This is a genomic window from Psychrobacillus sp. FSL W7-1493, from assembly GCF_038004905.1.
GTDB lineage: Bacteria > Bacillota > Bacilli > Bacillales_A > Planococcaceae > Psychrobacillus.
Map to the genome: position 1 here is coordinate 174,232 of NZ_JBBOSB010000002.1, position 12,958 is coordinate 187,189.

General features: G+C 37.2%; 16 protein-coding genes. 7 read left to right on the plus strand and 9 right to left on the minus strand.

Translation table 11 applies throughout. From position 1 onward, the window contains the following. Positions 1–146 precede the first annotated feature (146 nt). Positions 147–314: a hypothetical protein gene (locus MKX96_RS18370; protein WP_340886472.1), complete on the plus strand. Its 168-nt coding sequence runs from the start codon at positions 147–149 to the stop codon at positions 312–314. Between the two features lie 299 nt (positions 315–613). Here the strand turns inward: MKX96_RS18370 and MKX96_RS18375 are convergent, their stop codons facing one another. Then, positions 614–1,552, minus strand: coding sequence for a nuclease-related domain-containing protein (locus MKX96_RS18375; protein WP_340886954.1), 939 nt, complete (start codon positions 1,550–1,552; stop codon positions 614–616). A gap of 106 nt (positions 1,553–1,658) precedes the next feature. On the opposite strand from MKX96_RS18375, the gene MKX96_RS18380 reads away from it, so the two are divergent. Then, positions 1,659–2,123, plus strand: a complete 465-nt coding sequence (locus MKX96_RS18380; protein ID WP_340886956.1) for a DinB family protein — start codon at positions 1,659–1,661, stop codon at positions 2,121–2,123. 3 nt (positions 2,124–2,126) lie between these two features. Continuing rightward, the gene (locus MKX96_RS18385) at positions 2,127–2,624 is read left to right on the plus strand and encodes a DNA topology modulation protein FlaR (protein ID WP_340886475.1); all 498 of its coding nucleotides are present in this window, start codon (positions 2,127–2,129) and stop codon (positions 2,622–2,624) included. A 44-nt stretch (positions 2,625–2,668) separates the two neighbouring features. On the opposite strand, the gene MKX96_RS18390 is transcribed toward MKX96_RS18385, so the two are convergent. The 6 genes from MKX96_RS18390 to MKX96_RS18415 form a co-directional block, all read right to left on the minus strand. Next, a complete protein-coding gene (locus MKX96_RS18390; RefSeq protein ID WP_169360876.1) occupies positions 2,669–2,923 on the minus strand; it encodes a hypothetical protein in 255 nt (84 codons plus the stop codon). Positions 2,924–2,983: 60 nt separating this feature from the next. After that, positions 2,984–3,625, minus strand: a complete 642-nt coding sequence (locus MKX96_RS18395) for a response regulator transcription factor (RefSeq protein ID WP_340886478.1) — start codon at positions 3,623–3,625, stop codon at positions 2,984–2,986. A 5-nt stretch (positions 3,626–3,630) separates the two neighbouring features. Then, a complete protein-coding gene (locus MKX96_RS18400; protein WP_340886481.1) occupies positions 3,631–4,698 on the minus strand; it encodes a sensor histidine kinase in 1,068 nt (355 codons plus the stop codon). Beyond that, positions 4,695–5,396, minus strand: a complete 702-nt coding sequence (gene liaF, locus MKX96_RS18405; protein ID WP_340886482.1) for a cell wall-active antibiotics response protein LiaF — start codon at positions 5,394–5,396, stop codon at positions 4,695–4,697. The genes MKX96_RS18400 and liaF overlap by 4 nt, the downstream gene beginning before the upstream one ends. A 99-nt stretch (positions 5,397–5,495) precedes the next feature. Next, entirely contained in the window at positions 5,496–6,134 is a 639-nt protein-coding gene (locus MKX96_RS18410; RefSeq protein WP_340886484.1) for a PspA/IM30 family protein, read from the minus strand. Positions 6,135–6,147: 13 nt separating this feature from the next. Then, entirely contained in the window at positions 6,148–6,495 is a 348-nt protein-coding gene (locus MKX96_RS18415) for a lmo0954 family membrane protein (protein ID WP_340886486.1), read from the minus strand. A gap of 158 nt (positions 6,496–6,653) precedes the next feature. On the opposite strand from MKX96_RS18415, the gene MKX96_RS18420 reads away from it, so the two are divergent. Genes MKX96_RS18420 through MKX96_RS18430 form a run of 3 tightly spaced genes read left to right on the plus strand, consistent with a single transcriptional unit; the run spans position 6,654 to position 9,181 of the window. Beyond that, complete coding sequence (locus tag MKX96_RS18420; protein ID WP_340886487.1) at positions 6,654–7,736, plus strand: metallophosphoesterase; 1,083 nt, start codon at positions 6,654–6,656, stop codon at positions 7,734–7,736. A 5-nt stretch (positions 7,737–7,741) separates the two neighbouring features. Then, complete coding sequence (locus MKX96_RS18425; RefSeq protein WP_340886489.1) at positions 7,742–8,344, plus strand: DedA family protein; 603 nt, start codon at positions 7,742–7,744, stop codon at positions 8,342–8,344. Positions 8,345–8,353: 9 nt separating this feature from the next. Next, positions 8,354–9,181 (plus strand): undecaprenyl-diphosphate phosphatase, encoded by an 828-nt coding sequence (locus MKX96_RS18430; protein ID WP_340886491.1) that lies wholly within the window; start codon positions 8,354–8,356, stop codon positions 9,179–9,181. Positions 9,182–9,221: 40 nt separating this feature from the next. Here the strand turns inward: MKX96_RS18430 and MKX96_RS18435 are convergent, their stop codons facing one another. Together MKX96_RS18435 and MKX96_RS18440 are read right to left on the minus strand one after the other, a co-directional pair. Next, complete coding sequence (locus tag MKX96_RS18435; protein WP_340886494.1) at positions 9,222–10,877, minus strand: sensor histidine kinase; 1,656 nt, start codon at positions 10,875–10,877, stop codon at positions 9,222–9,224. Between the two features lie 3 nt (positions 10,878–10,880). After that, the gene (locus tag MKX96_RS18440; protein WP_340886497.1) at positions 10,881–11,582 is read right to left on the minus strand and encodes a response regulator transcription factor; all 702 of its coding nucleotides are present in this window, start codon (positions 11,580–11,582) and stop codon (positions 10,881–10,883) included. 112 nt (positions 11,583–11,694) lie between these two features. On the opposite strand from MKX96_RS18440, the gene MKX96_RS18445 reads away from it, so the two are divergent. Further along, positions 11,695–12,897, plus strand: coding sequence for a DUF418 domain-containing protein (locus MKX96_RS18445; RefSeq protein ID WP_340886500.1), 1,203 nt, complete (start codon positions 11,695–11,697; stop codon positions 12,895–12,897). Positions 12,898–12,958: the final 61 nt, after the last annotated feature.

Consider the following 12,958-nt stretch of genomic DNA (forward strand, 5'->3'; position numbering starts at 1 on the left):
ATTGATTGTAGTAAAAAACTAGTTGATTGTCGTAAAGTAGAGCGTGATTGTAGTAAACGAGCGGCTGATTGTTGTAATCGATGGTTGGGAAGAGAGTTTGGTCATTGATTGTAGTAAAAAACTAGGTGATTGTCGTAAAGTAGAGCGTGATTGTAGTAAACGAGCGTCTGATTGTTGTAATCGATAGTTGGGAAGATAGTTTGGTCATTGATTGTAGTAAAAAACTAGTTGATTGTCGTAAAGTAGAGCGTGATTGTAGTAAACGAGCGGCTGATTGTCGTAATCGATGGTCGGGAAGAGAGTTTGGTCATTGATTGTAGTAAAAAACTAGTTGATTGTCGCAAAGTAGAGCTCGATTGTAGTAAACGAGCGGCTGATTGTCGTAATCGATGGTTGGGAAGATAGTTTGGTCATTGATTGTAGTAAAAAACTAGGTGATTGTCGTAAAGTAGAGCGTGATTGTAGTAAACGAGCGGCTGATTGTTGTAATCCATCTCCGGGAGGAGACTCAGGCCGGGATTGGTTTAAAATAGAGACCTGCTATGTCGAACCTCTCCTAGTTACTGAACGGCATACCTAGTCCTCGCTCAAACTACTGCTCGTTCGTGAATCTTTATTTCTTTTGAATGACGTAGTAACGACTTTTCGTATTATTGATGGGAAATAATCTAGAGTTCCTTAATAAGTATGAAGCAGCATGCTTGTCTTTTAGGTTTAAAAATTCCATGCACTCTTTATTGGAGATTGTTTCTTTATATAGATAAAACCAATCTTCCAAGCCATCATGTTGCATTATTTTTTTTAATGTACCACATGATGGGCAATTGCCTTCTACAAATTGAAAGCATTTTCCACATAGCAAACCTTTCTTAATGTCCTGAAGGTCTAAGGGATGGATATGAGATAGAGGTTTTGGTATGAACTCGGTAGCGTGCAACGTTAAATAATTTAATAGATGTTTAAATTTATTTGCGGACAGGACATCAGGGAGAATGTGTAGGGAATTTATAGAAGTTGCAATATCACAGCCCATGACGGCTTTCACTAATTTAGGGGGCTGGATAACGATGGTCTTCGTGGAAGCAAAAACAATAAAACTTTTCACAGGAAGCTGAATTTTGAGGGAGTTTAATAGGAATGTTAGCTTTTGGGCGTGTCGTATGATCTGTTGCTCAGGACATTTAAAGGCAGTGGTTTCACCGTCGATTTCACGTATAAGTTGTTCAGGGTTTCTTTGAAAAGAGATTTTTCCTCGAATATTTTTGATTTCTAGGAGGGCTAAATATTTTGGAGTGAGGATTATGGTATCTAATTGAAGGTAGCTCGAGTCAGAAATGGGAAGGTGAAGATCCTTTAAAATAGCGTAATGCTTAGAAAACGGGATTTGTTTTAAAAAGTTATCAACGTATGTTTCGCCAGCGTAGCCTGCTTTCAGACTATAAATGCGATTTTCTAGAAGGGGAGTAAGCGAATGTTGATTAGGAAGTCGATGAATAGATCGTTTGTAAACTTCAATTGTTTTAGGAATGCCACGGGGTTGGTCTATAGTAATCTCTCCTTTTTCTTAAAACATATCATCTACTATAATAGAAAACAAGTATCAGGAGACAGAATTTTCCCATAAATGATATACTCAAATTAAAAAGGGGTGGAAAACAATAGAATCTTTATACCAACTAAACTTTGCAAGAATCTACACACTTGGCAGAATCAAACAATGCCGAGAAGCTGAATGGGATGTAAAGCCTAAAGGATTCTCTAACACCATTCGATGGAATGTCGGACATGTCTTTGTACAAATGGAGATTTTAGTTCAAAAAGCAATCCCTGCCTACCAAATAGTACATCCCGAATGGATACCTTTTTTTGCACCAGGCACAGATCCGGAAGATTGGCAGGAGATCCCTCCTTCAAAAGAAGAACTAGTAGTTAGTTTAAAAGACCAGTTAGACCGTGTGTTAGCACTTTTAGCACCAAAACTACAAGATTATTTAATAGATACGTTAGAGATAGGAAATCTACATAGCATGGAAACTGTAGAGGCAATTGTACAATTCATTGTTTGGCATGAAGGGGTACATGCAGGAATCATTCATTCGATCAATCAAGCAAATATGGAGTAACAGATGAAAATATATATTGTGGGTTCTGTAGGAAGTGGAAAAACAACACTAGGTCGACAGTTAGCGGAGTATTATAGCATACCTCATTTTGAAACAGATAACTTTGTTTGGACCAGACGCCCTGAGGGGGACATTAGGAATTCTGTGGAAAAACGAGACGATTTACTTAAAAGTGCAATTCAATTGGAGCAGTGGGTAATCGAAGGAGTTCATATAGATTGGACGGACCCTGGTTTAGAGGCATCCGATTATATTTTATTTCTAGATATTCCAGTAGCTATAAGACATTGGCGAATTGTAAAGAGGTTTACTCGTCAAGCAGTTGGATTGGAAAAGGCTAACTACCAGCCAACCTTTTCTATATTTCTAAAAATGTTTCAATGGACGAGGTACTTTGAAAAACAAATGAAACCTGAATTTATTAAGAAGTTTAATACGTATGATAATAAAGTAGCACTACTATCAACAAGTGATTTCCGAAAAATAATAGCATTGTTTTAAATACGCTAAAACATCAAAAAGAGATGACCCTTAGATGGTTAGGATCATCTCCTTTTCTTTAATGCTTCTAGCTCTTTAATCACTTGGTCTAATTTTTTTTCTATTTGAGAGAGCTGCAGTTTCTGATTGTTCTTAGAGTTTTTTTCAGATTTCTTTTCTTCTAAGGATTCTTGGAGGGTGATACCTTCTCCAATAGTACCAATGAGGAAACCTAATGTGATGACGACAGAGCCCAAGAAGTCCACGGTAGCGCCAAGGTTAGGTTGCTCACTAGGTTTGTCGTTGTTATTAGGAGTCATATGTTGTCTATCATCCTTTGGCTGTCTTTTCATTAGCATATGATAGCCGATTAGGTTTGGTTATTTTTTTGTAGAGACTAACTTATGCTCGTAAGCATATATAACAGCTTGAGTACGATCATTTACCTCCAACTTAGATAAGATGTTGCTGACATGCGTTTTTGCTGTTTTGAGCGCAATAAATAAAGTATCGGCAATATCCTGATTTGTTTTGCCCTCGGCTATGAGAAGAAGCACTTCTAGTTCACGATCAGTCAAATCCTCATGTAATGAACGACCAGATCCTTGTCGCATTCGTAACATCATCTTGTTAGTGACCTCTGGCTCTAAAACAGCATTTCCATTTAAAGTTTTACGAATTGAATCAGCAATATGTGAGGCTTTGGACGTTTTTAAGAGATAGCTGATCGCTCCTGCTTCCAAAGCAGGATACACCTTGTCATCATCGATAAAGCTAGTGACCACCATCACTTTAGCTTCAGGCCATTTTTTAATAATTTCCCGAGTAGCCTCTGCCCCGTTCATAATAGGCATGACCATATCCATTAAAATAATGTCAGGTCGATGCTTGAGAGCCAAGTCGACTGCCTCTAGTCCATTTACTGCCTCTGCTACAACCTCCATATCTGGTTGAGCCTGTAAGTAAGCTGAAACGCCGATACGGACCATCTCATGGTCATCGGCTAGCAAAATGCGAATCATTCTATTCACTCCTCCGTGGCCTTTTTAATATCTATATTTATAGGCTGGACTACTGGTCTTTCAATAGGCAGCTTCACTTCTACAATTGTTCCTTGAGAGGGAACGGATACGACTTTGCATGTAGCACCAATCTCGACGGCTCGTTCTCGAACACTTTGTATTCCATAAGAGCCATTTTTACCTTCCCCTACTTCAAAACCAACACCATTATCCTGGACACGGAAAATAGCGAGATTGTCTCTTTCAACGAAGAGAATGTCTACTTCAGTTGCTTTAGCGTGTCTTAGTGTATTTGATAAGGTTTCCTGTGCGATTCGGAATAAATGATCCTCGGCGCCCTTAGACAAGGAAACCTCCTCTAATCGGTAGTGTATGGTAAAAAACACTTTCTCTTGAAGCTCCTGAAGTAACTCCTCTAAGCCTTCCTTTAAGGTTTTATTGTGTAAAGCTGCTGGGCGTAGGTGGAGAAGTAGCGCGCGCATTTCTAATTGAGCCTGCTGTACAATTTTCTCTGTTTGCATCAAGGTTTTTGGGACTTCTCCATTTTTAGATTCCTCTATTTCTACCATGGTAGATAGAAGCATGGATGCTGCAAAAAGCTGCTGGGATACGGAATCATGAAGCTCTCTAGCCAATCTTTGTCTTTCTTGGACTAGTCTTTCCTGAATAATTCTGTCCTGTGTTTCAGCCTTTTCATTTGTTATACGCTGTAATGTTTTTCGTTGGGTCAGGATTAGCTGTTCTAGTTGAGTAACAGTTGCCTGCATTCTTTTGGTTTGTGTATACTTTTTCTTGCTCGTTTCAAACGTTTCTGCAAGTAATGGGCGTAAGCTCGTTTCTATTTTCTTTTCTTGACCGCGCACCTTTTGAAGTGTGTTCAATGAAAATCCGAAGCTTATAAAAGCTAGCACAATTATTATCCACACGCCTAGAGGTATTTGTGCATATGTCTGGTTTAACAATGACCACCAAGCTTCGTCATTTGGCCATCCCCAGACAACATATAAAAGTAACACAATAATACTAACTAGATAGAAAAAGAGGGAGATTCCTTGACCTAGAAATATTTTCATTTTCGGATCACCTCAACATCACCAATCCACGTGGATACAGTTATCAGTAGCTCTGCTGGATGAGAAACCTCCTCCAGGTAACCGTCCTTTACAAGGACAGTCTGGTTCCATAGACGCTGAACCCCGCGGGAAAGAATACGTGCTTCACCAATTACGGTAGTGTAATGTATGCGAACTGGAATCTCGTATGGAACATGTATAGTAACCTTCCCTAAAGATTGTCGAATGGAAATAAGGGAGGTGCCTTTTGGTAGCACTGTCTCAGTGACATCAATTACATAGTCTCCGTAAAAGCTTTGCACGTGTACATCCTGCCACTCATAGGCTTGAAATGGCGTTGATTGTGATGAAAATAGCTTGTTTTGGATTATACTATTTGGTGTTTCTTCATATACCTTGCCAAACGGTTTAATCACTTGGCTAATAGGTTCGTTTTTCCAAAGCTTATAAAGGGAATAGACAAGGATAGCTACTAAAAACAATCGTAGGCTCCACATAGAAAAGATGGCTAAAATCAGAAATATAAAGCCTAGCCAGAACATATATTTCGATTGCTTCCGTAAGCTAAAGTACATCATTCCTATGCCAAGAAGGACTAATATAATATTGCCGTTCCCAAATATAGTAGCTTCTATAAAAATGAGAAAAACAAAACAAATAAGAAAAAAAGCTAGCTTGTTTGTTTGGTTTTCTTTCATGCTTGTATTCTCCCTTCTTCGCATAGTAATGCATGAGAAGGAGAAGGCGTTTGCCTTCCCCTCATTGGTCCTATAAAATGGACAACCTTTTACTATATATTACACAATTTCTGCCTTTGGTTGTTCGTTTTTTTCTAATTGTTCTAAACGTTGCTCCATGGAAGTGATTTCATGCTCTTTTTCAATTTTTTGTCCAAGGCGTTCGATATATTGTTCCATGTCTTGAAAAGTACCGAATCCTTTCTGCTTTTCTTCAGGCTTTAACAATTGATCCATTTGGTGGTGGGCACGAGTAACATTTTCTTTGCCCATCAGCTGCAGTTGGCGGACCTTCATATCCTTCACTTTGTGCTTCATCTCTTCATATTTGCGCTCTAACCCGAAAAGCTCCTCCATAGTTTGATGAATGCTAGTCTGTAAAGTTGTTGCACGTTCGTTGTAGGCATCAACCTCTGCCTGTGCAAAGGAAATTAAATCTTCTTCGCCTGAAGCATTAGCTAGTTCGACTTGGTTTTTGCGTTTTTCAGCCATCTGTAATGTTTCAGCCAATTCTTTTTCCAGCTCTTGCTTTAATTTCCCTTGGCGCTCTAGCCATTTACCGGTTTGTTCTGTTTGTTTCTCTGCTTCTCGAATGTATTGATTGAGCATAGCGATTGGATTCTTTTCTTCTTTTTTATCAAATAGTTGGTGTAGATCTGCCTTAACTGAATACTTTAATCGTTGTAGTAATGATGTCATGTTTGTTTCCTCCTTATTTATTAAGTTCGTTCCACTGTGTTTCAAAATTAACGAATGGATCATCTTTTTTTTGTAAAGATAGTGAAAGATCTTCCTTATTCCAAGTTTTCCAGATGAAGTATAAAGCTACGATTGATAAGATACCAACAAATCCTGGTATATTAGAAATCGCTGTCAATAAACCAATAATACCGACTGTTGCCCAAAAGATTTTTAGTAGGCTTGAATCGCTTTTTAAGTAGAAATGTACACCTGCCATGACGAACAATGCGGATATCCCTAATCCTAATAACGGACCAAGATTCACCAATGCTGCAATTCCTGCAATTATCCCAAGTGTAACTAAACCAAATTTTTTCATATATTTGTTCCTCCTCTCGTCTGTATCTATAGCTTACCAACTCCTTATGTTTTGCTAAACGGGCTTAAACATGATTTTCTCCTCGGTCTTAAGGCTGAGAAGGAGTAAATTACGCAAATCTGCTATACTAATGGGAAAAGACAAAATGGAGAACTCAAATGAAAAAAAATGGCTTTATAACGTTAGCGATCCTTATTTATTCCGCAATTGTTTTTTATTTTGGCTGGAGTGTGTGGACATGGTTAGAAGCTTTCTTCTCAATTAATCTGGGGCTTTTCATGGGGATTTGGTTTTTAGTTGCTTATGCAATTATTATTGCAAGACTTGACCACAGACTAAGAACTTTTAGTATAATAGGTTCTTATTGGCTTATAATCATGCAGTATGGAATTCTTTTATTCCCGATTGCAAGTATACTTGTGTGGATTTTCCCAGAGTATTTAAAGCCGATTGGTGGAATCGTTTTGCTAATCTTTGTTTTGATCATGTTGCTTGGAACATATAATGCCTTCTCACCAGTAGTCCGAAATCTTACTATTACCATGCCTAAAAAGGGTGCAGCAGTGGACAAGTTGAAAGTGGTGGTTGCATCTGACTTTCACCTGGGTCTGTTATCCAATAAAGTGCATTTACAAAGATTTGTAAAAAAATCAAATGAACAAGATCCAGATTTGGTATTACTAGTTGGAGATATAGTGGACGATGACCCAATATGGTTTGTAAAAAAGGGTATGTCCGAGGTGATGAAGCAGCTTCAATCTACGTATGGTAATTATGGGGTGCTAGGAAACCATGAATACTATGGGAAGAAAATTCCATTACTTGTGGAGGAAATGGAAGCTTCTAATGTAAAGATGTTATTAGATGAAACAATCATGGTGGCAGACACGTTCTATTTGACAGGACGTGAGGACTTAACTAATAGAAATAGAAAAGAACTATCCGAACTGGCACCAAAACAAAACAATTTGCCATGGCTTGTAATGGATCATACACCGTCTAATTTACTCATCCCTGAGAGGGAGAAGGTAGACTTTCACGTGTCGGGTCATACCCATCGTGGTCAAATGTGGCCAAATCATTTGTTTACCCAAAGAATTTTTGAGCTAGATTACGGGTATAGGAAAAAAGGAAATATGCATGCGATTGTATCTTCCGGATTTGGATTTTGGGGACCTCCAATTCGATTAGGTAGTCAATCAGAGTTATGGTCGGTAGAGATTAAGTTAGAGGATGTGTAAGTATAATGGAAGCATGGGTTACAGACTGGATGAACCAGTTTGGATATTTTGGCGTATTTTTATTAATATTGTTAGAGAACGTATTCCCGCCGATACCTTCAGAGGTTATTTTAACGCTTGGAGGATTTATGACAACTACAACTTCGATGACCAAGGTAGGTGTTATTCTAGCAGCTACTGCGGGGTCGGTAATTGGGGCGACAATTCTTTATGGGATTGGTCTATTACTAGATGTAGAGCGTTTAGAAAAGATTGTGAACAAGTACGGTAAATTCTTGAGACTTACTATAAAAGATATTCATAAGGCGGATGCCTGGTTCGACAAATATGGCGTTTGGGCTGTATTTTTTGGTCGACTAATTCCATTGGTTAGAAGTCTTATTTCTATTCCAGCAGGGATGTCAAATATGAAATTTTGGCTATTCCTTCTATTTACTACACTAGGTACACTTATTTGGAATACAGTTTTAGTTTCTGTAGGTTCTGCAGTAGGTGAAAACTGGGAAGATATCGTAGGGTATATGGATATCTACTCGAACATAGTTTATGTGCTTATAGCAATAGTAGGGATTGCATTTTTAGTATGGTATTTTAAAAAACGTGACTAAGGAGATCTTATGGAAATTCTAGAATTATTTAAAGCATTAATATTAGGTTTTGTAGAAGGTATGACGGAGTTTGCTCCGGTTTCATCCACTGGTCATATGATTATCGTGGATGATATGTGGCTTCAAACAAAAGACTTTTTAGGAGAATACTCAGCTAATACATTCAAAATTGTTATTCAGCTTGGGTCAATTCTCGCTGTAGTCGTTGTCTTTTGGAAAAGATTATTGAGTTTAATAGGCTTATATAAAATAGAGGATGCGCCTAAAGGGGGACAGCTAAAGCTGACTCATGTAATTGTTGGGCTTATCCCTGCTGGTGTGCTTGGTGTATTGTTTGAGGATTACATCGATGAGCATTTATTTACAACAGAGACTGTATTAATAGGATTAGTGCTAGGTGCAATCCTTATGATTGTTGCTGATAAACTTGGACCTAAACATCCAAAAACGAACACACTAGACAAGATTACATATAAGCAAGCGATTCTTGTTGGGCTTATACAGTGTCTATCATTGTGGCCAGGATTTTCTCGTTCTGGTTCAACGATTTCCGGTGGCGTAATATTAGGTATGAATCATAAAACGGCAGCAGATTTTACTTTTATCATGGCTGTGCCAATTATGGCAGGGGCAAGCTTTCTATCCCTTTTGAAAAACTGGGAGTACGTGGAGATGGATCATTTTGGCTTTTATGCAGTGGGCTTTGTCAGCGCATTTGTATTTGCTTTAATATCGATTCGCTTCTTCTTGAAACTAATTGATAAAGTTAAACTAACACCGTTCGCTATTTATCGAATAGTTTTAGCGGCTGTATTAGCGGGTATTATATTTTTGTAAAGATACCAAAAAGCATTGGGGGAGTTCCCAATGCTTTTTATTATTCCTTTGGAAGAATAACAGTCACTAGTGTTCCGGTGTTTAATGATTCTACCCTTATAGTACCGTTATGTGCTTCTATTAGTTGTTTAGTAATTGCTAAACCAAGCCCAGTTCCCGAAGTTTCAGAAGTTGTATTTGTTCCTCTATAGTAACGGTTAAACAAGTTGTCTAAAACTACCTTTGGAATACCAGGGCCTTCATCTCGAATTGCAAGACAGGCTACGCTATCTTTTTCATAAATCTCCAAGTAAATGTTAGTGCCATTCGGAGTATGTTTTACTGCATTTCCTACAAGATTATCGAGAACCCGTTCAAATAGCTTTGCATCTAAATAAACAGTAAGATCCTTATTCCCTCTAGGTTCTTGAACATCATTCCAATGACTGGCGATAACATAGGATCTTAAAAATTTAAAGAGATTTAATTTTTCTTTGTTAAGTTGAATTGCATCGTTTTTCAACTGGTAAGTATAAGTCAAATCCTCGATTAAGGCATTCATGTAAATAGACTTTTCCTGCATGGTTTTAGCAAAGTGTTGTACCTCTTCAGCCGACCAGGAGTATTCATAGGAAGCTAGCATGGTAGAATATCCATAGATTGAACTGAGAGGGGTTTTTAAATCATGAGAAAGCCCAGTAATCCAGTCCTCTCTTAGTTTTTCCGTTTCTATTATCTTCTCTTCGTTACTTTTTAATGTATTTGCTAATTTGGCTAGGGACTTATCCACTTCCTCGTATATACGGTATTTTCGTTTAAATCTACCGGATTTTGGCGAACGTAATTTTTTGTCATGTGGTGATTCGTAGTCTTTTACGCTTAATTTTTCAATTCTATGCAAGAAGTAGAGCAAAGGACGACCAAATCGATATCCAAGCCAGATAGAAAAAAGAATAGTAAAGATGAACAGAAAGAGATGAAATGCTAAAATGGAGAACACTAGCTTTTTCATCGTATCTACTAAGGCCGGCTCAAAGGGATGATAATTCATATTAGGCATTCGTACTACTAGGACTTTTCCATTTCCCATCATTTTGAAAGCTGTAACTTCTTTTCTTTCAAAGTAGTCCTGACTATTCGTAACTATTTCCATGCTACTTAATGCTTTATGTGTATCTCCATAAATGATTTCTTCTCTTGTACCATTGGAATTGTATATTTCTACTGCTGCATCTACAGCTGAAAACTCCTTTTCTAGCTCGTCATTCATTTGAATTTCATTATTTATATAAAGCCTATCAAGTAACGACTCTACCATATGGTTTTCTATGAAAATCATGAAAAGCTGATCTGGTAACTCCCAAACAACATGATCTTGTTTCTGTATGGCAGTCCATTCAATAGAGTGTGAAGACAGTTTTTCTTGGTCAGTAGCTACAAGAATTTTCCCTACTTCGTCTACAAGGTATACATGGCCGGAGTTTTGTTTGGCCATTTTTACTAAGTCCTCCGAAAATATATAGCTACCATCTGTTTGTTTCTGAATGTCACTTTCTATTTCAAAGGTATCCAATGCACGAATATCTGAGATAGCTTCCTTTGAAAGTAAATCGTAAATGATATAAGCGAACATCCCAAATGTCACTAAAAATAATACGGCATAGAATACAACAAAATAAATTAAAAATCGTAATGATAGTTTACTCGAAAGTCTCATACCTTATTTCTCCTCATTAACGAGCTTATAGCCAATCCCTCTAATAGTTACCAACTGTTGAGGATTACTAGGGTTTTGTTCAATTTTCTCTCGGAGTCTCCGTATATGTACCATTATTGTGTTGTCATCTATATAGCTGTCTTCTCCCCAGATAGAAAGAAAAATTTGCTCCTTAGATAAAATCTGTCCGGCATTTTCACAAAAAAGAAGCAGTAAATGAAATAGTTTACCCGTAACAATACTTTTTTCTCCGTTTACAGTTAGCTCTGCGCTACTTTTATTCAACATAAAATTGCCGAATTTATATACCTTTTCATCAGAAGGTTTAAATGCAGAAGTATAGCGTTTCATATGTGCTTTAACTCGGGCCGCTAACTCCAATGGATTAAAAGGTTTGGTTATGTAATCATCAGCTCCATTCATAAATCCTCTTATTTTATCAGCATCGCTTTCTTTTGCTGTTAGAAAAAATATAGGAGCATTGGATTTTAAGCGAATTTGTTTAGCTAAATCAAGTCCTACTCCATCGGGAAGCATTATGTCGAGTATATATAAATCATAAAGACTAGTGGAAATATAACTACTGGCCTTCTGATAAGTTTCACAAATATCAATATGACGAAAATCTTCTCTTCTTAAAATGATTTCTACCATTTCAGCGATGGCAAGCTCGTCTTCCACTATCAATATATTAGTATCTTCCATAATTAACTCACTCCTATAAATATTTAAGGTTTCTTTAAGGTCGGTTTCAATATATTATAAGCTTACCATTTTATACTAATTAAGAAGGTGAAAATTTTAGGGGGTTTTTTAGTTGAACACAAATAGGATAAGCTTTATAGATGCCTTAAGAGGATTAAGCTTGTTTGGTATATTATTGGCCAATCTTTTAATCTTTCATTACGGTATTTGGGGAAAAGATGAAATTAGTTATTTTTCTTTGTCGGATACAGATAAAGGATTATATTCTTTTCTAAAAATTGTTGTAGAAGGAAGTTTTATGCCCATTTTTACTTTTTTATTTGGATATTCGCTAATTAAACTAGCAGAATCCATCAAAAATAAAAATGGAAAAGTAAAAAGACACCTGTGGAGACGTTTTTTACTGCTTTTTTCATTAGGTCTATTACATTCGACTTACTTGTGGGAAGGAGATATTTTGGCCTTTTACGGGATGATGGGTATCTTCCTATTACTCTTTCTTAATAGAAAAAAGAAAACGTTAATCATCTGGGGAGTGGTTTTATTCATTCTGACTGGGGCAGCCGGTTATGGTGTAGTAGAGCAATCAATAGAGGAAGAGAAAAGAATTTCTGACTACATAGAAAAAACATATGATATCTACAAAAGCGGTTCTTACGAAGAAATAAAGGATCATCGAAATAATGAGAGCCCCTTGTTTACGGACGATGAGTTGGAAACGGCCTTCTTAATACTGTTTATGCTGTTATTTGCACCGCTTTTGACCTCTCCAATGTTTTTGTTCGGAATGGCAGCTGCAAAAGGTGGGTTATTTCAACAAATGGAACAGGAGGAGAAGTGGTATAAGCTTAGTATGGCACTATTGCCGATAGGACTATTGCTAAAATCATTAGCTATACTTGGGGATGATTCCAATTGGACAGACATTTTTCTGCATTTAGGAGCACAATTTCTTTCTATAGCTTACATTGGTACTTTTGCTCTTCTATTTAGAAAGTTTTCTGCTAGTAAAGTATTCCTTGGTTTAGAGAGTGCAGGGAAGCTTTCCTTAACTAATTACATTTCACAAAGCATAGTATGTACCTTTGTCTTCTATGGATACGGCTTGGGTCAGTTTGGAACATTGGGAATGCTAAACAGTATTTTTCTTGTTCTTATACTTTTTGTATTTCAGTGCATAAGCAGCTATTTTTATCTAAAAAGATTTAAACGAGGTCCTTTAGAGATGATTATTAGAATGGGAACAAATCTATCCTGGAGAGGAGATTTAAAAGCGAAAAAGCAGAAGATAAAGGTAGAAAAAGTGCTCGCATAACAAGAAGTTAAGGTTTTGGATTACGGCTCCAATACCAATAAATTAGAGCGAACTTATAATT

What these genes read in the sequence shown, in the direction of transcription:
- MKX96_RS18395 (WP_340886478.1), bottom strand. Translation starts at nt 3,625, where the DNA reads ATGATTCGCATTTTGCTAGCCGATGACCATGAGATGGTCCGTATCGGC.
- MKX96_RS18420 (WP_340886487.1), top strand. Translation starts at nt 6,654, where the DNA reads ATGAAAAAAAATGGCTTTATAACGTTAGCGATCCTTATTTATTCCGCA.
- MKX96_RS18435 (WP_340886494.1), bottom strand. Translation starts at nt 10,877, where the DNA reads ATGAGACTTTCGAGTAAACTATCATTACGATTTTTAATTTATTTTGTT.
- MKX96_RS18440 (WP_340886497.1), bottom strand. Translation starts at nt 11,582, where the DNA reads ATGGAAGATACTAATATATTGATAGTGGAAGACGAGCTTGCCATCGCT.
- MKX96_RS18385 (WP_340886475.1), top strand. Translation starts at nt 2,127, where the DNA reads ATGAAAATATATATTGTGGGTTCTGTAGGAAGTGGAAAAACAACACTA.
- MKX96_RS18400 (WP_340886481.1), bottom strand. Translation starts at nt 4,698, where the DNA reads ATGAAAATATTTCTAGGTCAAGGAATCTCCCTCTTTTTCTATCTAGTT.
- MKX96_RS18425 (WP_340886489.1), top strand. Translation starts at nt 7,742, where the DNA reads ATGGAAGCATGGGTTACAGACTGGATGAACCAGTTTGGATATTTTGGC.
- MKX96_RS18390 (WP_169360876.1), bottom strand. Translation starts at nt 2,923, where the DNA reads ATGACTCCTAATAACAACGACAAACCTAGTGAGCAACCTAACCTTGGC.
- MKX96_RS18415 (WP_340886486.1), bottom strand. Translation starts at nt 6,495, where the DNA reads ATGAAAAAATTTGGTTTAGTTACACTTGGGATAATTGCAGGAATTGCA.
- MKX96_RS18430 (WP_340886491.1), top strand. Translation starts at nt 8,354, where the DNA reads ATGGAAATTCTAGAATTATTTAAAGCATTAATATTAGGTTTTGTAGAA.
- MKX96_RS18410 (WP_340886484.1), bottom strand. Translation starts at nt 6,134, where the DNA reads ATGACATCATTACTACAACGATTAAAGTATTCAGTTAAGGCAGATCTA.
- liaF (WP_340886482.1), bottom strand. Translation starts at nt 5,396, where the DNA reads ATGAAAGAAAACCAAACAAACAAGCTAGCTTTTTTTCTTATTTGTTTT.